The organism is Streptomyces albidoflavus (assembly GCF_000719955.1).
GTDB lineage: Bacteria > Actinomycetota > Actinomycetes > Streptomycetales > Streptomycetaceae > Streptomyces > Streptomyces albidoflavus.
The window spans coordinates 202,106-221,804 of the sequence record NZ_JOII01000001.1; the positions used below are offsets into that span (position 1 = coordinate 202,106).

Consider the following 19,699-nt stretch of genomic DNA (forward strand, 5'->3'; position numbering starts at 1 on the left):
CACGCCTTGGCGTCGCATCGCAAGCCTCGTGCCCCGCGCAACCGCACCGCCGGTGCCCTCGGTCTCACCACCGCCGCCCTGACCTCGGTGGCCCTGCTGTCGCAGACCGCGCAGGCGGCCCCGCAGCGCCCGGCGGCCAAGCCCTCCCTGGAGGAGGTGCAGAAGAAGGTGGACCGGCTCTACCGCGAGGCGGGCACGGCGACGCAGAAGTACAACGCGGCCCAGGAGCGGACCAAGAACCAGCGCGCCAAGGTCGACAAGCTGCTGGACGGCGTCGCCAAGCGGGCCGACAAGCTGAACGCCGCCCGGGGCGAGCTGGGCGCCTTCGCCGCCGCCCAGTACCGCAGCGGCGGCGTCTCCGAGACCGCCACCCTGCTGCTCGCCGACGACCCGCAGAGCTGGTTCGACCAGAACCAGCTGATGAACCGCCTCACCCAGCGCCAGAAGGCGGTCATCGACGACTACCAGACCCAGCAGGCCGAGGCGGGCCGCGAGCGCGCCAAGGCCGCGCGCCAGCTGGAGAGCCTCACCGAGTCGCAGCGCGCCCTCAAGGACAGCAAGCGCGAGGTGCAGGGCAAGCTCACCGAGGCCCGCACCCTGCTCTCCGAGCTGACCGCCGAGGAGAAGGAGCGGCTGGCCGAACTCGAGCGGAAGAAGCAGGCCGAGGCGGAGCGGAAGGCGAAGGAGCGCGCCGAGAAGGAGGAGGCGGAGCGCAAGGCCCGCGAGGCCGCCGAGGAGAAGGAGCGCGAGGAGTCCGGTTCCGGTTCCGGATCGGGCTCCGGTTCCGGTACGGGCACCGGGTCCGGCGGCGGCTCCACGGCCCCCGACTCCTCGTACGCGGCCAAGGCCGAGAAGGTCATCGCCTTCGCCCGCGCCCAGATGGGCAAGCCGTACGTCTGGGGCGCGGCCGGCCCCGACTCCTTCGACTGCTCCGGCCTCACCCAGGCCGCCTGGAAGACCGCCGGCATCTCCCTGCCCCGCACCACCTGGGACCAGGTCGGCGTCGGCCAGAAGGTCTCCGTGGACAACGCCCAACCCGGTGACCTTGTCTTCTTCTACGACGACATCAGCCACGTCGGCATCTACATCGGCGGCGGCGAGATGATCCACGCCCCGAAGCCCGGCGCCGACGTCCGGGTCGAGTCGATCTACTACATGCCGATCCACAGCGTGGTGCGGCCGGCCTGATCCGCGGAAATCCCGTGGCGGCCGCGATCATGACCGTCCTACTGTCGGTCAGGTCCGCGGCGTCCGTCGCGGCCACGACGGGAGGTGGGGGCCGGTGAAGCTCGCGGAGGCACTGGCGGAACGGGCGGCCGCCGTCCGGCGCGTGGAGCAGTTGCGCTCCCGCGTCGAGGCGAGCGCGCGCTACCAGGAGGGGGAGACCCCGGCCGAGGACGCGGCCCGGCTGCTCGCCGAGGCCGACGAGGTGCTGGACTCCCTGGAGGCGCTGATCCGGCGTATCAACCGGACCAACGCCACCGTGGAGCTGGGTTCGGACGGCACCCTCACCGACGCCCTGGCCCGCCGGGACGTCCTGCGGCTGCGCCACGCCACGCTCACGGCGGCGGCCGACGCGGCCGCGGGCAGTGGTGGCCGGGGCGGGTACGGGCGGCAGCTGCGGTCCGAGCTGCTGATGCTCTCCGCCCTGCCCGTCGCGGAGCTGCGGGAGCGGGCCGACCTCGTCGCCCGGGACCTGCGGCAGCTGGACGTCCGTATCCAGCGCGCCAACTGGGAGGCGGACCTGGTCCTGTGACGTGGAGCAGTAGGTAGCCGTTCCGGAGGCGTGCACAACCGAGGGCCGGCGGTTCCGGTCCACCTCCTGGCGCGTGAAGGGCAACGCGGGGTTCGACTCCCCCTCGACAGCGCAGCCCAGCACCACGCACAGGTGACGGCGCACCGCGCACAGCACATCACCGCGTGCAGATCCGGACGGCGAGGGCGGGTTCGGGGCTCTCCACGTCGCGCGGCCGGGCCGCGCACGGCGAAGGCCGGGTTCCCCCGCGTCGATCTCGACGGTGGGGAACCCGGCCTTCGCCGTGTGTGCCGCGGCCCGCGTGGTGTCCGGTGGGCGGCGGTCAGGTCCAGACGGTGGCGATGAAGATGTTGAGGACGGTCAGGCCGCCGACGGCGGCGAAGACACCCTTGTCGACCTTCTCGTCGTCGCGTTTCACGTAGACCAGCGCGAGGATGACTATGAGGACCAGCAGCTTGATGCCGATCTTCATGTGGTTGAGGGTGCCGCCGTCCATCTCCCGGAGACCGACCAGGATGATGCCGGTCACGAGCATGGTGAGGGCGCCGTGGAGCATGGCGGGGATGAAGCGGGCCGTGCCCGCACCGATCGCCTTCATCTGGGTGAGGAAGCCACCCAGCAGTGAGGCGATACCGATGATGTGCAGGCCGACGAACACATTGATGAGGACGTCCATGGCCCGCACCCTAACGAGGGCCCTCGCGTCCCCTTCCCACCAGGGTCCTACCCGCCGAGGCGCCGGTGGTCCACCGGCAGCGGCCCGCGGCTGAGCACGGTGCGGATGGCGAAGGTGGAGCGCACGTCGCGGACGGGCCCGATGGCGAGGACCTCGTCGAGCAGCACCTGCTCGTAGGCGGCCAGGTCCGGTACGGCGATCTCCACCAGGAAGTCGGCCTCCCCGGAGACCACGTGGCAGGCGACGACCGCCGGGATCGCGGTGAGGGCGGCCTGCTGCTCCTCTCCGGCCTCATCGCCCTCGTCTTCACCCGCCTCGGTACGCGGGCAGGGTCGGCGACCGGCGTCGCCGGGTACACCGCGGCCGGGCTCGGCCCGCGCGCCGGACAGGCCGCCGCCTGGTGCTTCCTGGCGGGCGTGGTCACGGGCGCGCCGGTGGTCTGCCTCATCGGCGGCGCCTACGTGGCCGAGCTGCTCGGCGCCGGCGGGCGGGCGGCGTACGTGGCCGCGCTCTGCCTGCTGGTGCTGGTCCTGGCGGTCCGGCTGGGCGGGGTGCGGGCCGGGACCGGGCTGCAGCTGGTCCTGGTCGCCGTGCTCGTCACCCTGGTGGTGGTCGCCGTCGCCGGTGCCGCTCCCGGGGCGCGCGCCGCGCACTGGACGCCGTTCGCCCCGGGCGGGCGGGCCGGTGCCGCTGGCCGGGCTGCTGCGGGTCGCGATCGGCGGGTACGGGCCCGTGCTCGCCGCCGCCGCCGCGGTCGCCCTGACGCTGGCCGCCACCCACGCCTACCTGACGGGGGCCACCGCGCTGGCGACCGCCCTGGCCGGCGGCGCGGGCACCCGGCGCGGGACGGCCGGCGTCCTGGCCGCCGTCGCCGCCACCAGCGCGCTGCTGCTCGGGGCGGCCTGGGCGGGGCTGGTGACGACCGCTCAGCTCGTCACCGTACCCACCGCGCTCTTCCTCCTCGTCTACCTCGGGTGCCTGGCCGCCGCCGTACGCCTGCTGGCCGGAGCCGTGCGGCTCGCGGCGGGCGTGGCCTGCACGGTGGTGGCGCTGCTGCTGGCGGGCAGCGGGTGGGCCGCCCTGGTCGCGGCCGGTGTGGCGGTGGTCGCGGGGACGCGCGGCCGCCCGGCCCCCTCGGCCCGAGTTCGATCACGCGCCCCTGAGAGTCGGCACAACCCGGAAGCCGGGCGGTCCGAACCGGTCGATCCCGGCCCCGCTTCGGATGTTTGCGGACAATCCGTCACCGGGCCGTGACATCCGGGCTTAGCTCCTCCCTGGCGCAACCGGCAGTCGGCATAGTCCACAGGCACCGGCCGCGCCACCGAGACGACCCCGGCGGCACCCGCTCCCCCTGTGCGGGCTCCGCCCGGGCCCGGCTCACCCCCCGACCCCGACCGGAAGGACGCGCGGCTGTGGCCTCGCACCGGAAGCCTCGATTCCGCAAGCTGGCGGTGAACCTCCCCGCCCCCGGGCGCCTCACTCCGGGAGCCTCCCTGCGTACCGCCACCGCCACCGCGCTGGCCCTCGCCGGGGCGGCCGGGTCGGTGGTCGCCGGGGCGCCGGTGGCGCAGGCCGCGCCCGGGCCGACGACCGCGCAGGTCAAGGCCAAGGTGGACCGGCTGCACCGGGAGGCGGAGATCGCCACCGAGAAGTACAACGGGGCCAAGGAGAAGGCCGACAAGGCCGAACAGCGCCTCGACCGGCTCCAGGACGAGGCCGCCCGGCGCACCGCCCAGCTCAACCAGGCCCGTACCGCGCTCGGCGCCACCGCCGCCGCGCAGTACCGCGCGGGCGCCGTCGACCCGGCCGTCGAGCTCTTCCTCACCTCGGACCCCGACGGCTACCTCGACCGGGCCGCCCGCGCCGACCGCGCCGCCGGACGCCAGTCCGCCCAGATCGCCGGGGTGCGCCAGAAGATGCGCGCCGTCGACCAGTTGCGCACCGAGGCCGACACCGTCCTCGCCGGGCTGGAGAAGCGCCGCGGCGAACTGCGCACCCACAAGAAGACGGTCACCGGCAAGCTGGCGGAGTCCCGCGCCCTGCTCGCCCGCCTCACCGCCGCCGAACGCGCCGAGGTCACCGGCGAGACGCCGCGCGCCTCCCGCGACCAGGCCCGGCCCGCCGCCGCGTCGGCCGCCCCCGCCGCCGGCGCGGTCAAGGCCCCCAACTCCCGCGCGGCGCAAGCCATCGCCTTCGCCCACACCGCCATCGGCAAGCCCTACGTCTGGGGCGCCACCGGCCCCAACGCCTTCGACTGCTCCGGCCTCACCCAGGCCGCCTGGCGCGCCGCCGGCGTCTCCCTCCCCCGCACCACCTACACCCAGATCAACGCCGGCCAACGCGTCTCCCGCTCCCAGCTCGCCCCCGGCGACCTGGTCTTCTTCTACTCCTCCATCAGCCACGTCGGCCTGTACATCGGCAACGGCCAGATGATCCACGCCCCGAACCCGAACGCCCCCGTCCGCGTCGCCCCGATCAGCGAGATGCCGTTCGCGGGGGCGACGCGGGTGGGGTGAGGGAGCCCCTCAGGCGTGGCTCGTCCGTCCGTGTCCGCGGGGGCGGCCGGTCGCCCAGCGGTAGGCCGCGCCCAGGGCGAGGGCCTGGACCAGGGCGCCGACGGCCACTCCGACGAGGGGGAGCGGGCCGGGCAGGGAGGCGAAGAGGAAGGAGGTCGGGGCGGTGACGAAGAAGCCCCAGACGCCGGCCATGCTGGCGTCGGCATGGGTGACGAGCAGGGTGTCCACGGCGATCCAGGCCCAGACGGCGGCCACGACGGCCAGGTAGCCGAGGGCTGCCGGGTTGAGCAGGGAACGGCGGAAGGTCGTACCGGCGGAGCGCTGTGCGGCAGCCATCTGAGTGCCTCCTGAGAATCGTGGCGGTCGCTGTCGTGTTCCACGTTCTCAAGGCCGGGGCTCGGCGGCCTGAGTAGCCGTACTCACCGGCTCGTACGTACGTGTCAGCGGTACGTGTAGGTGTTCAGGGCGTCGACGGCGGCCATCGGGTTCCCGTCGCCGTACTGGTCGACGGCGAGGAAGTTGGGCTTCTTGGCGGCGGCCGGGAGGCAGTGGTTCTCGGCGCGGTCCTGGAGTTTGGTGTTGTCGTTGCGGTACGTCGGGTACATGGGGACGTCGCGGAAGTGGTTCATGACGAAGAGGCGGCGGAAGCCGGGTTCCTCGCGGGTGAGCGGGACGTCGTCCCAGCGGCTGTAGCAGGACCAGTCGGCGTCGCCGATGCCGCCGCCCATGGACCAGTAGTTCTCCACCGTCCAGTCCTTCTGGGCCATGAAGCCGAGGCGGTTCTTGCCGTGGTCGCGGCTGGAGGCGGCGGTGTCGTCGGTGAAGAGGAGGAGCCGGTGGCCCGACTCGCGCAGGGAGCTGACCGTGGGCCAGCCGTTCTCGCGCACCCCGGCGGCGTCGGGCCGGAAGACCTTGGCGCCGAGGCGGCCGTCGGGGGCGAGGAGGGCGCCGAGTTCCGCGCCGAGCTGGTCGGCGGTGGTGTAGTCCTCCAGGAAGACGGTGACCACGGCCTCCCGGTCCCGGTCGAGGAAGTCGGCGATCGCGGTGAAGACGGTGGCCGCGTCGGCGTTGGAGCCGCAGGGGTTGAGGACCGGGATGGCGTGGCACATCCGCACCCGGCCGTTCGCGTGATGCGCGTCCAGCATCAAGGCCCGTACTCCGTCGTCCAGTTGGCGGGCGACGCGGTGCGGCTGGTTGGGGGCGGCGAGGGACGAGCGGCCCTGGTCCTCGGTGTTGTGCATGGCGTTGTGGGCGGTGAGGAAGGTCAGGTCGGCGAGGGTGGGGTTCGCCGGCATGGGTTCGCGCCCGGCCGCGGACGCCTGGCCGGTGAGCCCGGTGAGCGCCAGAGCGAGGGCGGCGGCGGCCACCGCGCACCGGCCCGTGAACGTACGACATGCCCGCACCGCTGTTCCCCTCTCCGCCCAACTGATGGCGCTCATACGCCCGTTGGGAGGGTGGCACAGATCAGGGCGGCGGGCCAGGGTGCGGCCGGCGCCTACACTGCCCGCCATGGCATGCCGCATCAGTGAGCTGGTCCTGGACGTCGCCGACGCCGAAGGGCTCGCCGTCTTCTGGAGCGCGGTGCTGGGCTACGTCGAGGTCGGCCGGGAGGACGACGGCAGCATCGAGATCAGGCCCGCGGAGACCGGCTTCGGCGGACCGCGGCCCACCCTCGTCCTCAGCCCGAGCACCGACTCGCGCCCGAGGCGGCTCCGCCTCCACCTCGACGTCAGCCCGACCGACCGCGACCAGGACGCCGAGCGGGAACGCCTGCTCGCCCTCGGCGCCCGGCCCGCGGAGGTCGGCCAGAGCGGCGAGGAGAGCTGGCACGTGCTGGCCGACCCCGAGGGCAACGAGTTCTGCCTGCTGCGAAGGCGCGTACGCCCCGTCTGACCGGCCCGGTCCCGCCCCGGCTCCGGGTGCGGGCCACCCGGGCCGCGCCTAGCCTGGCGTCATGGCCGCGATGCTGATCAGCGGGGCGTCCGTCTGGGACGGGCTCGCCGACGCCCCGGCGGGAGTACTGGACGTCTGGGTCGAGGACGGCCGGGTCCGGGCGGTCGGCGCGGGGCTGACCCCGCCGCCGGGCACGGAACGGATCGACCTGACCGGGCACACCCTCACGCCGGGGTTCATGGACTGCCACACCCATGTCGCCATCGACCCCGACCTCACCCGCTCCCTGCTCAGCTCCTCGGCGGCGGCAGCGCTGCGCGCCGTCCCGGTGCTGCGGACCCTGCTCGACCACGGCTTCACCACCATCCGCGACCTGACCTGCGCCGACGTCGCCTACACCACGCCGGCTCTGCGGGACGCGGTGGCGGCGGGGCTGGTCGTGGGGCCGCGGATGCTGGTCGCCCCGCACCTGATCTCGGCGCGCGGCGGCCACGGCGACTTCAGCGGCGCCCTCGACGACCAGCGGCAGGGCCACGACCGGGTGCTGGAGATGGCCGCGGCCGACGGCCCCGACGAGATCCGCACCCGGGTACGCCAGGAGATCCGGGCCGGTGCCGACTGGATCAAGTTCGCGGCCTCGGGCGGGTTCAGCTCCCCCTCGGACGACCCCAGCCGGCCGACGTACAGCCAGGAGGAGATGGACACCCTGGTGGCCACCGCCGCCGACCTCGGTGTCCCGGCGACCCCGCACGTCTACAGCGACGAGGGCGTCCGGCGCGCGGTGCGGGCCGGGGTCCGCAGCGTCGAGCACGGCAACCTCGCCTCGGCCGCGACCCTGGCGATGATCGAGGAGGCCGGGGTCTTCCTCGTACCGACGCTGTACACGATCCTCGCCGACGCGCGGCGGGTGGACGACGACGCCTACTGGGCCACCAGGCCGCCGTACAAGCGGCGCAAGTTCCGGGAGTTCCACGACGCGCTGGTGGGGGCCGCCGAGCACCTGGCCGCCAGCGAGGTGAAGATCGCTTTCGGGACGGACGCGGGGATGTTCCCGCACGCGGAGAACTGGCGGGAGTTCCCGGCGCTGGTCTCCGCCGGAATCTCGCCGCTGCGCGCGCTGAAGGCGGCCACCAGCGTCGCCGCCGAACTGCTCCAGCTCGACGATCTCGGGGTGATCGCCGAGGGGCGGACCGCCGACCTGGTCGCCATGCCCGGCGATCCGTTCACCGACATCGAGGTGACGGGGCGGGTCGACTTCGTCATGAAGGGCGGGGTGGTCCACCGCCGCCCGGACATCACCTAGACCGTCGGCTGGCCCGCGACCTCATCGGGGCCGGCGGAGCCGTCCCGGCCGGCGGCGGGCCCCGGGCGGGGTGCGCGGGGGCGGACGCGGAGCTTGGACTGGCCGTGCGGCAGGGCCTCCCAGTCGTCCATGAACTCGGCGGTGAAGCCGTGTTTCTCCGCCAGGGCCACCAGGGTCTCGGTGCGGTAGTAGAAGTCCTCCCGCAGGACGTGGTGCTCCTCGCGTTCGGTGCGGTCGAAGGTGAAGTCGAACCAGCCGTCGGGCCGCAGCACCCGGCCGACGTGGGCCAGGCACTCCTCGATGACCTCGATCGGGGAGTGCGAGAAGACGCTGTGCGCGTGGACGACGCGGAAGTGCGCCTCGGGCAGGAAGGCGAGGGTCAGGTCGCGTACCGGGGTGAGCCGGGGCAGCTTCTCCTGGAGGCGCCGGCGGACCAGGGTCTCCTGGGCGGCGAAGAGGATGTCCGGGGAGATGTCGAGGCCGTAGTAGTGGCCGGGGTCGAGGTACTCGATGAAGCGCCAGCCGCCGCGCAGGTTGCCGCAGCCGATCTCCAGCAGGTGGTCCCCGGGCCGCAGGCCGTGGCCGGTGAGGTAGTCGAACTGGAGGGCGCCGAGGGCGAGCCAACGCTCGTGGGACTTGCTGCCGACCGCGGCCTCGGGGCCGGCCGCCGTGTCGTGGCGCATGACGGCCCGGTAGTAGTCGACGTGGCCGGGGTGGCGCAGCCGCAGCCAGGCGTCCCGGCCCGCGCGGGCGAGGAAACGGGGCACCCGCTCCGGGTACCGCGCGGCGTAGCGGACGCGGTGGGCGAGGGTTCTGCGGTTGGCGGTCAGGTTCTTCCCCGGCACGGGCACTCCCCGGAAGTCGCGGCACGCGGTCAGGAAATATCACCGCAGGCGGCAGAGCCTAATGACCGGAACATCCCTTTTCGCGGCGGAGGGCGGCGGGTGTGCGCCAGCCGGGTCAGCCGTCGCCCGATTGCCCCGCCCCTCATTCTCTGACTAAGGTCAGAGAATGACGAAGGAGCAGGTGGAACAGGTACGACGGTTCAGCAGGACGACCGCCGAACGGATCGGAGTGCTCCACGAGCACCACCTGGGCGGCACCCGCCCCTACGGCCAGGCACGGCTGCTCTGGCAGCTCGGCGACGACGGCGGCCCGCACGACGTCCGGACGGTACGGGACCGGCTCGGCCTGGACTCCGGTTACCTGAGCCGGCTCCTGCGGGCGCTGGAGGGCGACGGCCTGGTCGCCCTCGCGCCCCACCCGGACGACCGGCGGGTGCGCACCGTACGGCTGACCGAGGCCGGACGGCGGGAGCGGGCCCGGCTCGACGAGCGCAGCGACGCCCACGCCGCCGCCCTCCTCGCTCCGCTGAGCCCGGACCGGCGCACCGAGCTGACCGACGCGATGGCGAAGGTCGAGCGCCTGCTCACCGCCGCGACGGTCACCCTGGACCCGCTCGACCCGGACCACCCGGACGCCGCCTACTGCCTGCGCGCGTACGCCGCCGAGCTGGCGGAACTCTTCGCGGAGGGCTTCGACCTGGCGGCCAGCCTGCTGCCCGACCCGGAGGCGCTGCGCGCCCCGCGCGGCCTCTTCCTCGTCGCCCGGCTGCACGGCGAGCCGGTGGGCTGCGGCGGGCTCAAGCTGCCGCCGGGCGCCCCGGCCGAGATCAAGCGGCTCTGGGTGCGCCCGAGCGCACGCGGCCTGGGCCTCGCCCGGCGCCTCCTGGCGGAGCTGGAGGAACGCGCCGCCCGCCACGGCGCCGGGGCGGTCCGGCTCGACACCCACCGGGCCCTGACGGCGGCGACCCGCCTCTACCGGGAGAGCGGCTACACCGAGGTCCCGGCCTTCAACGACGAGCCGTACGCCCACCACTGGTTCGAGAAGCGGACGGGTGACATGGCCTAGAGGTGTTGCCCGCCCTCGTACATGGGTCGGCGCGCCCTGGGCATGAGTCCCCGGTACGACACACGTGTAGAAGCGGCTGCTGGGCAGACCGGGAAAGCAAAGGACACGCTCATGGGCATCATCGCCTGGATTCTGATCGGCCTCATCGCCGGTGCCATCGCCAAGGCACTGACCCCCGGCAAGGACCCCGGGGGCTGCCTGGTCACGATGGTCATCGGCATCGTGGGTGGTCTGCTGGGCGGCTGGCTCGGCAAGGTCATCTTCGGTGTCCACTCGATCAACGGGTTCTTCCACCTGTCGACCTGGATCGCCGCCATCGCCGGTTCGGTGATCGTGCTGCTGCTCTACCGCCTGCTCACGGGGAACCGGCGCTGACGCGCCCCTTCCGGTACGGCGACGGGCGGCCACGAGGACGATCCTCGTGGCCGCCCTTTCCGTGCGCGGGGACCGGCGAGGGTCACGGCGCCCGGTCGCCCACCGGGCCCACCTGGAAGCTGTCGCCGCAGACCTTGAGGCCGGCCAGGTCGGCCGTGGTCACCGTCTGCCGGGAGCCGGGCGGGTAGACGAGCAGGGTCGCGGCCTCGGGCCAGCACCGGCCGTCGGTGACGCCCTCGCCCGCCGTCTTGACGGTCGCGTGGGCCGCCTGACCGGGCCGCAGCCGGACCGCGCCGGCGTCGCCCGTGCCGTCCTGGCTGCGGGTGGCGGGCTCGCCGACGCGCTTGCCGCCCGCGTCCAGCAGGGAGACCCCGGGGTGGCCGAGGAGGTCGCAGGGCTCGCTGCCGGTGTTGGTCAGGCGCAGGTCGAAGTACTTGCTGTTCATCTCCTGCCCGTTGGCCACCAGCGACAGCGCCAGGCCGTCCGTCTCGCACCGCGCGATCCCGCCGGGCTTCGCCGAGGCGGACGGGGCCGCGCTCGTCGGCGGCGATGAGGGGGCCGGCTCCGCCGGGGTGCCCGTGCCGGTCGGGGTGGCGGCGGGCGAGGTGGGGGCGTCGCTCGCGGCACCGGCGGCGTCCGCGTCCCCGCCGTCGGGCCCGCACGCCGTGAGCGCGGCCGCACAGGCGAGGGCGAGGGCCGCGCCCCACACCCCGCGCGGCCACCCCCGCGCCTGATCCGGTCCGCCCCGCCGCCGCCCGTGCCCGTCGCGCCTGTGTGTATGGCTCATGCTGGTGCGGTTACCCGCGCGGCCGGGAGGCTGCACCACGCGCCGCCGCCCGGTCGGTGGGCGACGGCGCGCGAGGGGGCGTAGGGGGCTCAGTCGTGCAGGGCCTTGGTGAGGGCGTCGATCGCGAGGTGGCGGGCGACGTTGGCGGCGCGGGTGTCGCGCAGGCTGTCCAGGAGCAGGAAGTCGTGGACCATGCCGGCGACCCGCACGGCCGTCACGTCGACCCCGGCCTCCCGCAGCCGCGCCGCGTACGCCTCGCCCTCGTCGCGCAGGACGTCGGCCTCGTCGGTGATGACCAGCGCCGGAGGCAGCCCGCGCAGCTGCTCCGTGGTGGCCTGGAGCGGGGAGGCGTAGACCTCGGTGCGCTGGGCGGGGTTGGGGGCGTACTGGTCCCAGAACCACTTCATCTCGTCCCGGGTGAGGTAGTACCCCTCGGCGAACTGGAGGTACGAGGGGGTGCCGAAGTCCGCGTTCGCGACCGGGTACAGCAGCACCTGCGCCCTCAGGTCGATGCCGCCGCGCTCCTTGTTCATGATCGCGAAGACGGCCGACATGGCGCCGCCGACGGACTCGCCGGTGACCGCGATCCGCGAGGTGTCGAGCCCGTGCTCGGCGCCGTGCCGGAGCACCCACTGGCCGACCGCGTAGTTCTGCTCGACCTGCGTCGGGTACTGGGCCTCGGGCGCCCGGTCGTAGACGGGGAAGACGCCGGCCGCGCCGGCGCCCACGGTCAGCTCGCGGAAGAGCCGGTCATGGGTGTTCTCGTCACCGAAGACCCAGCCCGCGCCGTGGATGTAGAAGACCACGGGCAGCGGCCCGGTGGCCCCCTTCGGGCGGATGATCCGCGTCCGCACCTGCCCCCACTGCCCCGCGTCGACGGTCACCCACTCCTCGTCGACTTCGGGCCGCTCCACACCCTCCCCGCTCTGGAGCCCGGCGAGGATGTCCCGCCCCTGCGCGGGCGGCACCTCGTAGATCCGGGGATGCGGATCGGTCGCCTCGGCCAGTTCCTTGGCGGCCGTCTCGAGGTAGGGGTCGGGGGGCGGGGGGAGCTGGGACGCCATGCGGTCCTCCGGTGATGGACAGGGGGGCACTTCGTCCAGTTTTGGGGGATCGCGACCTGGTCGCAATCGGAGCACGGGGGGTGGCTGCGGCCGGCTCCTCCGCGAAACACAGGGCGAAGCCCCCGGTCGCGCACCAGGTCGTCAGAGGCCCAGCGGCGGGAGCTTCGCCCGCCGGGACGGCCTCCGCGCCCTGCGCCTCCTCGTCCACCGCCAGTAGTTGGAGCGTGCCATTCCCGCCCCCATGAGCAGGGCGGCCACCGCGATCAGGGGCAGCCACTGCCGGGCGACGGCCGGCAGCGCCAAGCAGAACCCTGCCGGGACCAGCCACCGGAACCAGGACTCACCCGGGGCCCTGAGGGCGTCCCACACCAGGAAGGCGAGGACGCCCAGCGCCATCACCGCGCCCACCACGGGGATTCCTGCCGGGGTGACGTCCACCGCGTGCGGAGCCCCGGAGGCGTACCCGAGCCAGGTCATCCTCCACCCGCCCCTCGCCCCGGCGCACCCCCGGCCTCCCTCTCCGCCACCGCCCGTATATGTGCGTTGCGCTCGCGCATCAGATGGGGCATGTAGCGGTCGAGGACGGCTCGTTCGGCGAGGCGGCCGAGGGGGCCCAGAGGGGCCTGGAAGGTGATCTCGTCGCGCATCAGGGTGCCGCCGTGGCCGTCGGGGGTGAAGTGGTGGGCGTGCCACCAGTGGTGGAAGGGGCCGGCGGTCTGTTCGTCGACGAAGTGGGTGGGGTGGTCGTAGGCGGTGATGCGGGAGGTCATGCGCCAGACGACGCCGAAGTGGCGGGCGCGCCAGGTGACCGTGTCGCCCAGGGCCATGGCGCCGCCGGTGACGCCCGCGACGGCGCGCTCGCCGGAACGGGCCATGGAGGCGGTGTGCGCGTCGACGTCGAGGGAGAGGCCGAAGACCAGCGGCACCGGCGCGGCGATACGGGTCTCGAGTTCGAAGCGCGTCATGGGGGGACTGTACGGCGGGCAAGGGCGGCCCCGGTCCGCGCCCCTCGGCATATGTACCGGCCCGTTCACGATGTCGTCCCGGTTGGGCCGCACCACCTTCCGCGACCCTCCCCGCACGGCCTAGGTTCCTCGGCGCAAGCGGGATTCCGGACACAAGTCACCACAGGGGGACGGCACGATGGCGAAGACGACGGTGGGCGGGGCTTCCAGACGGCGGGTGCTGCGGCTGGCCGGGAGCGGTCTGGCGCTGGCGGCGCTGGGGGCGGGGGCGGCCGGGTGCCGTGAGGACGACGTCGACGATCCGGCGGCCAGGGGCGACAAGCCGGCCGGGAGCGGCGAGCCGTCGGCCGGCGAAGGCGGCGGGGAGGACGGGAAGGCGCCGAAGGCCCTGTGGAGCCAGTCGGTCCCGGCCGAGACCTACGGGGACAACGACGAACTCGTCGCCGTGGCGGGCATGGTGATCGCCAGTGGCTCGCCGCTCTCCGCCCGGGACGCCGCCACCGGCGAGGAGCGCTGGTCGCTGCCGGACGGCGTGGCCCCCGGCGCCCCGCTGCTGCTCGGCGACGGCACGCTGTACCTGGCGAGCGGCAAGTACGACGGCACGGTCTCCGGCTACGACCCGGCGAGCGGCAAGGAGACCTGGCAGGGCCGGCTCGGCAAGGAGTACCGCCAGCCGAGGCCGATCGCGGTGGACGCGCGGCAGGTGTACGTGGTCGCCGAGATCCTGGAGAAGGACAACTCCTCGCACACCAACCTGATCGCCGCCCTCGACGCCGGCTCGGGGAAGATCGTCTGGAGTGAGCGGCGCGACCTCGGCACCGAGCAGAACGGCATCCACGCCGCCGTCCAGGGCCGCCACCTCGTCTACACCGACTTCAAGAAGAACCTCACCGTGCGCGACACCGGCAGCGGGCGCCAGGTGTGGACGCAGAAGACGGAGAAGACCAACTACGGCTTCTTCACCGTCCACGAGGAGCTGGTGATCGTCCCCCAGGGCGACCGGCTCCACGCGTACGCCCTGGCCGACGGCGCCCGCAAGTGGACGGTGAAGGCCGCCCACCTCACCACCTTCAAGGAGCCCGCCGTGGTCGACGGCGTCCTCCACATCGCCGACAGCGCCCGCACGGTACGCGCCCTGGACCCGGCCACCGGCAAGGAGATCTGGCAGTCGAAGGCGCTCGCCGAGGCGGGGTTCCAGGTGCCCCGGCAGTACGTGAAGGCGGGCAAGCTCCTCTGCGTCGCCACCGACCTCGACAAGGACGGCGGCGTGGCCGCGCTCGACGCGGCCACCGGCGAGCTGCGCTGGACCTTCAACGACGGCACGGGCGACTACCACGCCTGGCTGGTCGCCACCGACGGCAAGCGGGTCTTCGCCCTGCACGGCAAGAAACTGCACGCGCTGCCCGTGTGACGCGGGCGCCGGGGCGCGGGTCCCGGGGCGCTGCCGCGACACCCGGGACCCGCGCCCGGATCAGCCGCCCGGGGCGTCGTCGACCTTGAAGTCCATCTGGACGGTGCCGCCGGTGACCGACTTGGCGGTGACCGTCACGCCGTACTGCTCGCCGTCGGCGGCGAGCTGGCAGCGTACGGTGGCGCCCTTCTCGGCCTTGAGGTCGTCCTCGCAGGTGACGGAGTCGGGCTCCTGGCCGACCTGCTCGCCCAGCGCGGTCTTGGCCTGCTTCGCGACCTCGTCCTTGCCCACCGACCCGCCGGAGCTCACGTTCACCGAGCACCCGGCGCCGAGCAGCACCGCCACGGCCGCGACCGCCACCCGTACCGTCGTCCGGCCCGGCCTCTTCCGTCCCGTCTTCTGCACAGTTCCCCCCGTTGGACTCTTGTTCGGCAGCTCTCGGCCGCAGAACCTACCACCACCGTCGCGGGCCGCCGCCTGAGTCCTCCCCCGCCCCCACCACCCCCAGAATCCGGTCGACCCGCTCCTCCACCCCCGCCGCCGGGACCTCGACCAGGCGGAACCCGAACCGCCGGTAACTCTCCTCATGCACCCGCTCGAAGGCGAGCGCGTCCTCGTAGCTGATGCGCCGGGCCGCGGTGGGTTCCACGAAGCCGAGGGGGCGGAGGAGGAACACGTACGGCTCGTAGAGGCCGGGTGGGGTGGTGAGGCGGGTCAGTTCGGCGGTGAGGGCGGGTGGGACGGGGTGGCCGAGGTAGGTGGCGAGGGCGTGGGTGCAGACCGGGGAGCGGTCGAAGAAGCAGGGGCCGGGTGCCCCGGCAGCCGCCTCCTGGCGGGCGCGCTGTTCGGCGGTGACGCGGGCGATGAACTCCGGGCCCATCCAGGGTTCGGGGACGCCCAGGGCCTGTTCGCGGGCGATGACGTCGGTGGCGGCCTCGGCGACGGTGCGGTGGCCCCGGGACGCGAGGGCGCGCAGGACGGTGGTCTTGCCCGCTCCGGGGGTGCCCGTGAGGATGTGGTGCCGCATGGCGGGGGTCCTTTCCGGCCGGACTCCCCGTCATGCGGCGGGCCCGGCCTACTCCTTGTCGGGGGGTGTCTGGTCGGGGCCGCGCTCCGTACCCCGGTCCGGGGTCTCCGCCGGGCCGGTCTCGCCCTGGGCGCGGCTGCGGGCGGCGCGGCGCAGGCGGGGGTGGGCGGTGGGGTCGTTCCGGCCCTCGGACATGGCCTCGCCGATCATCTTGCGGACGGCGTCGCGCAGGCCGTGCAGGGCCTGGTGGCGGCGGGGCCCCGCGCCGGGGTCCTCGCGGAGTTCGCGGACGGTGGCCCAGCACAGCCCCAGCATGACGACGACGAAGGGGAGGGCGACGAGGATGGTGGCCGACTGGAGGGAGTCGAGGCCGCCGGCGATGAGCAGGGCGGCGGCGACGGCGGCCATCAGGACGCCCCAGGTGACGTTGAGCCAGGCCCTGGGGTGCAGGGCGCCCCGGCTGGTCAGCGACCCCATCACCAGAGAGGCCGAGTCGGCGCTGGTGATGAAGTACATCATGATGAGGACCATCGCGAACCAGGACGTGACCTGGCCGATCGGCAGCGCGTCCAGCATCGAGAAGAGGGTGGCCTCGGTGCCCTCGGACTCCTTCTCGGCCATGTCGACCACGCCCGTCTCGTCCAGCCGGATGCCGGTGCCGCCCAGCACGCAGAACCAGACGGCGGAGGCGCCGGAGGGGATCAGCAGGACGGCGAGGAGGAACTCGCGGATGCTGCGGCCCTTGGAGATGCGGGCGATGAAGGTGCCGACGAAGGGCGCCCAGGAGAGCCACCACGCCCAGTAGAAGATGGTCCACTGGCCGAGCCATTCGCTGTCGGTGAAGGCGCCGGTGCGCGTCGCCATCGAGATCAGCTCGTTGAAGTACCCGCCGATGCTGGAGGGGATGGCGTCGAGGATGTAGACAGTCGGGCCGACCACGAAGATGAAGAGCATCAGCAGCGCGGCCATCACCAGGTTGACCGAGCTGAGCCACTTCACCCCGCCGTGCAGCCCGGTGAAGGCGGAGATGACGAAGGCGGCGCCGAGCACCACGATGATCAGCAGCTGGAGCCCGGTGGTGTTCTCCACCCCCGCCGTCAGCTGGAGCCCGGTGGCGATCTGCAGGGCACCGATGCCGAGGCTGGTGGCGGTGCCGAAGACGGTGGCGAAGACCGCGAGCAGGTCGAGCAGGCGGCCGATGACGCCGTTGGCCAGGCGTTCCCCGATGAGCGGGATGAAGACCGCGCTGATCCGGTTGCCGCGCCCCAGCCGGAAGGTGGTGTACGCGAGGGAGAGGCCGACCACGCCGTAGATCGCCCAGGGGGTCAGCGTCCAGTGGAAGAACGAGTACTCCAGGGCCCGCCCGGCCGCCTCGGGGGTGCCGGCGGTGGCGTCGGTGGAGGGCGGCGGGCTCAGGTAGTGGGCGACCGGTTCGCCGACGCCGTAGAAGATGAGGCCGATGCCCATGCCGGCGGCGAACATCATCGCGACCCAGGCGAAGTCGGTGAACTCCGGTTCGTCGTCGCCCTCGCGGGCCAGCTTGATACGGCCGAAGCGGCTGAAGGCGAGGATCACGCAGAGGATCAGGAAGACGTCGGCGGCGATCACGAAGAGCCACTCGAAGTTCTTCAGCACCCACGGCAGGGCGGAGTCCGAGAAGCTCTTGAACGAGCCCTTGCCGAGGCTCGCCCACAGGACGACGCCCAGGACGCCGAGCACGCCGATGGCGACGACCGGGACGTCCGGCCGGGAGTCGGCGCCGGGCGGTTCGGCGGACGTCGGGCCGTGCGGACTGTCCGGGGGCAGGTCGGTGTCGGTGGTGCTCATAGCTGCCCACTATGGTCCGCGTACCGGACATACCGTCACCTACCACGCCGGAGCACGGCCGAACGGCGCGGCGGGTCCCTCCGGCCGCCGCGCCCTCTCCCCCGGGGTCAGACCAGGCGGCGGGCGGTCGCCCAGCGGGTCAGCTCGTGGCGGTTGGAGAGCTGGAGCTTGCGCAGCACCGCCGAGACGTGCGACTCGACCGTCTTCACCGAGATGTACAGCTGCTTGGCCACCTCCTTGTACGCGTACCCCCGGGCGATCAGCCGCAGCACCTCGCGCTCGCGCTGGGTGAGCCGGTCCAGGTCCTCGTCGACCGGCGGGGCGTCGGTGGAGGCGAAGGCGTCGAGCACGAACCCGGCCAGCCGGGGCGAGAAGACGGCGTCGCCGTCCTGCACCCGGAAGATGGAGTCGACCAGGTCGGCGCCGGTGATGTTCTTGGTGACGTAGCCGCGGGCGCCGCCGCGGATGACGCCGATGACGTCCTCGGCGGCGTCGGAGACGGAGAGCGCGAGGAAGCGCACCGGGCGCTCGGCGGCGCCCATCAGCGGGGCGCAGCGGCGCAGCACCTCGACGCCGCCGCCACCCGGCAGGTGCACGTCGAGCAGGACGACCTCCGGACGGGTCGCGGTGATGACGGTGACCGCCTGGTCCACGTCGTCGGCCTCGCCTACCACCTCGACGCCGGTCTCCTCGGTCTGCCCGATCTCCGCCTGGACGCCGGTGCGGAACATCCGGTGGTCGTCGACGAGGACCACCCGTACCCGCCGTCCGCCGTCCTCGCCCGCGCCGCCGCCGGCCGTGGTCTCGTCACTCATCTCGTCGCCCTCTCTCTCGGCCCGGCCACCCTCTGGAGCCCGCCTGCACCCATCATCAGCCCGCCCGCACCCGTCGTCAGGTGTCGTCACGTTTCGTCACGTGACGTCACCTGTCGTCACGAGGTCGTCCGTTTCATCTCCAGCTCCACCTCGGTGCCGCCGTCGGGCGCCGAGCGCAGCCGGGCGGTGCCGCCGTGGCGTTCCATGCGGCCGATGATCGACTCGCGGACGCCCATCCGGTCGGCGGGCACCGCGTCCAGGTCGAAACCGGGGCCCCGGTCCCGTACGGAGACGAAGACCTCCGGGCCCGAGACCTCCGCGAACACCTGCACCGGGCCGCCCTCGCCACCGTACTTGGCGGCGTTCACCATGGCCTCCCGCGCGGCCTGGATCAGCGCGGGCAGCGGCTCGTCCAGCGGGCAGTCGCCGACCAGGACGACCTCCAGCGGTACGCCGTGCTTGTCCTCGACCTCGGCGGCGGTGCGCTTGACCGCCTCGGCCAGCGTCGCCGGCTCGTCCTCGGCGGCGCGGCCCGACCCCTCCGGGCGGTGCAGCCAGTTGCGCAGCTCGCGCTCCTGGGAGCGGGCCAGGCGGCGGACCTCGGCGGGCCGGTCGGCGTTGCGCTGGATCAGGGTGAGGGTGTGCAGCACCGAGTCGTGGACGTGGGCGGCGACCTCGGCCCGCTCCTGGGCGCGGATGCGCATCAGCCGCTCCTGCCCGAGGTCCTGCGCCATCCGCACCAGCCACGGCCCGGCCAGCAGCGCCACCCCGACCAGCACGGCGAGCGATGCCTGCAGCACCGCCCCCAGGTGCTCGGCCGACCCCTGGATGACGAACATCCCCGAGACCCCGGCCCCGACCAGCAGCACGCCCGCCGCCGACCGGGCCAGCGTCAGGTTCCGCCGCCTGCGCCCGGCCTCGGCCCAGCGGGCGCGCCGGGCGTTGTCGGCCTGCCGCCACACGACGGCGACACCGGCGCCGACCAGCAGGGCGGGGAAGAGGTAGGCGCGGGCGGTGCCGTTGAGGTCGACCGAGGCGACGAAGACCATGGAGGCGACCAGCAGCGCCAGCAGGGCGACCAGCTGCCCCCGGTCGGCCTTGGCGGGCGCGCTCGGCGGCTGCGGCGAGAGCCCGCCGACCCCCAGCGGGACGAAGGACCAGAACGCGGCGTAGAGCAGCGCGCCCAGGCCGTTGGCGACGAAGAGGGCGACGAAGGCGAGCCGGACCCAGAAAACGGGCAGGCCGAGGTGGCCGGCGAGACCGCGCGCCACCCCGCCCAGCCAGCGGCCGTCGCTGCTGCGGTAGAGCTTGCGCGGCTCCCGCTCCTGCTCGATGGTCCCTGCTGCGGCGTCCGGCATGGACCGATCGTCACA

At 73.6% G+C, this 19,699-nt stretch carries 23 protein-coding genes and 1 pseudogene; 10 read left to right on the forward strand and 14 right to left on the reverse strand.

Annotation, left to right across the window (positions count from 1 at the left end):
- Nucleotides 1–6: 6 nt before the first annotated feature.
- Both IF45_RS0100960 and IF45_RS0100970 read left to right on the forward strand, forming a co-directional pair.
- The gene (locus tag IF45_RS0100960; protein ID WP_030304881.1) at nt 7–1,188 is read left to right on the forward strand and encodes a C40 family peptidase; all 1,182 of its coding nucleotides are present in this window, start codon (nt 7–9) and stop codon (nt 1,186–1,188) included.
- Nucleotides 1,189–1,282: 94 nt separating this feature from the next.
- Complete coding sequence (locus IF45_RS0100970) at nt 1,283–1,756, forward strand: DIP1984 family protein (protein WP_003948519.1); 474 nt, start codon at nt 1,283–1,285, stop codon at nt 1,754–1,756.
- Between the two features lie 322 nt (nt 1,757–2,078).
- On the opposite strand, the gene IF45_RS0100975 is transcribed toward IF45_RS0100970, so the two are convergent.
- Together IF45_RS0100975 and IF45_RS33525 are read right to left on the reverse strand one after the other, a co-directional pair.
- Nucleotides 2,079–2,432 carry a hypothetical protein gene (locus IF45_RS0100975; protein WP_008412721.1) on the reverse strand — a complete coding sequence of 118 codons (354 nt, stop codon included), beginning with the start codon at nt 2,430–2,432 and terminating at the stop codon, nt 2,079–2,081.
- Between the two features lie 47 nt (nt 2,433–2,479).
- Nucleotides 2,480–2,665, reverse strand: coding sequence for an Lrp/AsnC ligand binding domain-containing protein (locus tag IF45_RS33525; protein ID WP_015507746.1), 186 nt, complete (start codon nt 2,663–2,665; stop codon nt 2,480–2,482).
- Here IF45_RS33525 and IF45_RS33710 point away from each other — a divergent pair.
- From IF45_RS33710 to IF45_RS0100995, 3 genes and pseudogenes are all read left to right on the forward strand, one after another.
- Nucleotides 2,666–3,007 (forward strand): annotated as a pseudogene (locus IF45_RS33710) (APC family permease); the annotation flags it as partial.
- 109 nt (nt 3,008–3,116) lie between these two features.
- Nucleotides 3,117–3,686, forward strand: a complete 570-nt coding sequence (locus IF45_RS33715; protein WP_030304885.1) for a hypothetical protein — start codon at nt 3,117–3,119, stop codon at nt 3,684–3,686.
- 158 nt (nt 3,687–3,844) lie between these two features.
- Nucleotides 3,845–4,948 carry a C40 family peptidase gene (locus tag IF45_RS0100995; RefSeq protein ID WP_030304886.1) on the forward strand — a complete coding sequence of 368 codons (1,104 nt, stop codon included), beginning with the start codon at nt 3,845–3,847 and terminating at the stop codon, nt 4,946–4,948.
- 9 nt (nt 4,949–4,957) lie between these two features.
- On the opposite strand, the gene IF45_RS0101000 is transcribed toward IF45_RS0100995, so the two are convergent.
- Nucleotides 4,958–5,284 (reverse strand): SCO4225 family membrane protein, encoded by a 327-nt coding sequence (locus IF45_RS0101000; RefSeq protein WP_003948523.1) that lies wholly within the window; start codon nt 5,282–5,284, stop codon nt 4,958–4,960.
- Between the two features lie 104 nt (nt 5,285–5,388).
- Nucleotides 5,389–6,387, reverse strand: coding sequence for a PI-PLC domain-containing protein (locus IF45_RS0101005; protein WP_239469427.1), 999 nt, complete (start codon nt 6,385–6,387; stop codon nt 5,389–5,391).
- Between the two features lie 70 nt (nt 6,388–6,457).
- On the opposite strand from IF45_RS0101005, the gene IF45_RS0101010 reads away from it, so the two are divergent.
- Together IF45_RS0101010 and IF45_RS0101015 are read left to right on the forward strand one after the other, a co-directional pair.
- Nucleotides 6,458–6,841, forward strand: a complete 384-nt coding sequence (locus IF45_RS0101010) for a VOC family protein (protein ID WP_030304890.1) — start codon at nt 6,458–6,460, stop codon at nt 6,839–6,841.
- Nucleotides 6,842–6,902: 61 nt separating this feature from the next.
- Nucleotides 6,903–8,144, forward strand: coding sequence for a metal-dependent hydrolase family protein (locus IF45_RS0101015; RefSeq protein ID WP_003948526.1), 1,242 nt, complete (start codon nt 6,903–6,905; stop codon nt 8,142–8,144).
- On the opposite strand, the gene IF45_RS0101020 is transcribed toward IF45_RS0101015, so the two are convergent.
- Nucleotides 8,141–8,989 (reverse strand): class I SAM-dependent methyltransferase, encoded by an 849-nt coding sequence (locus IF45_RS0101020; RefSeq protein WP_003948527.1) that lies wholly within the window; start codon nt 8,987–8,989, stop codon nt 8,141–8,143. The two genes, IF45_RS0101015 and IF45_RS0101020, sit on opposite strands and share 4 nt — an antisense overlap.
- Before the next feature lie 166 nt (nt 8,990–9,155).
- On the opposite strand from IF45_RS0101020, the gene IF45_RS0101025 reads away from it, so the two are divergent.
- The gene (locus tag IF45_RS0101025) at nt 9,156–10,055 is read left to right on the forward strand and encodes a bifunctional helix-turn-helix transcriptional regulator/GNAT family N-acetyltransferase (protein WP_030304893.1); all 900 of its coding nucleotides are present in this window, start codon (nt 9,156–9,158) and stop codon (nt 10,053–10,055) included.
- Between the two features lie 111 nt (nt 10,056–10,166).
- Complete coding sequence (locus tag IF45_RS0101030) at nt 10,167–10,430, forward strand: GlsB/YeaQ/YmgE family stress response membrane protein (RefSeq protein ID WP_008412745.1); 264 nt, start codon at nt 10,167–10,169, stop codon at nt 10,428–10,430.
- Between the two features lie 82 nt (nt 10,431–10,512).
- Here the strand turns inward: IF45_RS0101030 and IF45_RS0101035 are convergent, their stop codons facing one another.
- From IF45_RS0101035 to IF45_RS0101050, 4 genes are all read right to left on the reverse strand, one after another.
- Nucleotides 10,513–11,217 (reverse strand): DUF4232 domain-containing protein, encoded by a 705-nt coding sequence (locus IF45_RS0101035; protein ID WP_235208972.1) that lies wholly within the window; start codon nt 11,215–11,217, stop codon nt 10,513–10,515.
- An 89-nt stretch (nt 11,218–11,306) separates the two neighbouring features.
- Entirely contained in the window at nt 11,307–12,281 is a 975-nt protein-coding gene (locus IF45_RS0101040; RefSeq protein ID WP_030304895.1) for an alpha/beta hydrolase, read from the reverse strand.
- Nucleotides 12,282–12,422: 141 nt separating this feature from the next.
- Complete coding sequence (locus IF45_RS0101045; protein WP_030304897.1) at nt 12,423–12,758, reverse strand: hypothetical protein; 336 nt, start codon at nt 12,756–12,758, stop codon at nt 12,423–12,425.
- Nucleotides 12,755–13,246, reverse strand: a complete 492-nt coding sequence (locus tag IF45_RS0101050; protein ID WP_030304899.1) for an SRPBCC family protein — start codon at nt 13,244–13,246, stop codon at nt 12,755–12,757. The genes IF45_RS0101045 and IF45_RS0101050 overlap by 4 nt, the downstream gene beginning before the upstream one ends.
- A gap of 178 nt (nt 13,247–13,424) precedes the next feature.
- Here IF45_RS0101050 and IF45_RS0101055 point away from each other — a divergent pair, with 178 nt between their 5' ends.
- Nucleotides 13,425–14,657 carry a PQQ-binding-like beta-propeller repeat protein gene (locus tag IF45_RS0101055; RefSeq protein ID WP_030304901.1) on the forward strand — a complete coding sequence of 411 codons (1,233 nt, stop codon included), beginning with the start codon at nt 13,425–13,427 and terminating at the stop codon, nt 14,655–14,657.
- A 60-nt stretch (nt 14,658–14,717) separates the two neighbouring features.
- Here the strand turns inward: IF45_RS0101055 and IF45_RS0101060 are convergent, their stop codons facing one another.
- From IF45_RS0101060 to IF45_RS0101080, 5 genes are all read right to left on the reverse strand, one after another.
- Nucleotides 14,718–15,017 carry a DUF4333 domain-containing protein gene (locus IF45_RS0101060; RefSeq protein ID WP_051720658.1) on the reverse strand — a complete coding sequence of 100 codons (300 nt, stop codon included), beginning with the start codon at nt 15,015–15,017 and terminating at the stop codon, nt 14,718–14,720.
- 91 nt (nt 15,018–15,108) lie between these two features.
- Nucleotides 15,109–15,684, reverse strand: coding sequence for an AAA family ATPase (locus IF45_RS0101065; RefSeq protein ID WP_030304904.1), 576 nt, complete (start codon nt 15,682–15,684; stop codon nt 15,109–15,111).
- A 48-nt stretch (nt 15,685–15,732) separates the two neighbouring features.
- The gene (locus IF45_RS0101070) at nt 15,733–17,511 is read right to left on the reverse strand and encodes a BCCT family transporter (RefSeq protein WP_015507739.1); all 1,779 of its coding nucleotides are present in this window, start codon (nt 17,509–17,511) and stop codon (nt 15,733–15,735) included.
- 107 nt (nt 17,512–17,618) lie between these two features.
- On the reverse strand, nt 17,619–18,326 hold the full coding sequence (locus tag IF45_RS0101075; RefSeq protein ID WP_003948537.1) for a LuxR C-terminal-related transcriptional regulator: 708 nt from the start codon (nt 18,324–18,326) through the stop codon (nt 17,619–17,621).
- Nucleotides 18,327–18,442: 116 nt separating this feature from the next.
- Complete coding sequence (locus IF45_RS0101080; protein WP_018468463.1) at nt 18,443–19,684, reverse strand: ATP-binding protein; 1,242 nt, start codon at nt 19,682–19,684, stop codon at nt 18,443–18,445.
- Nucleotides 19,685–19,699: the final 15 nt, after the last annotated feature.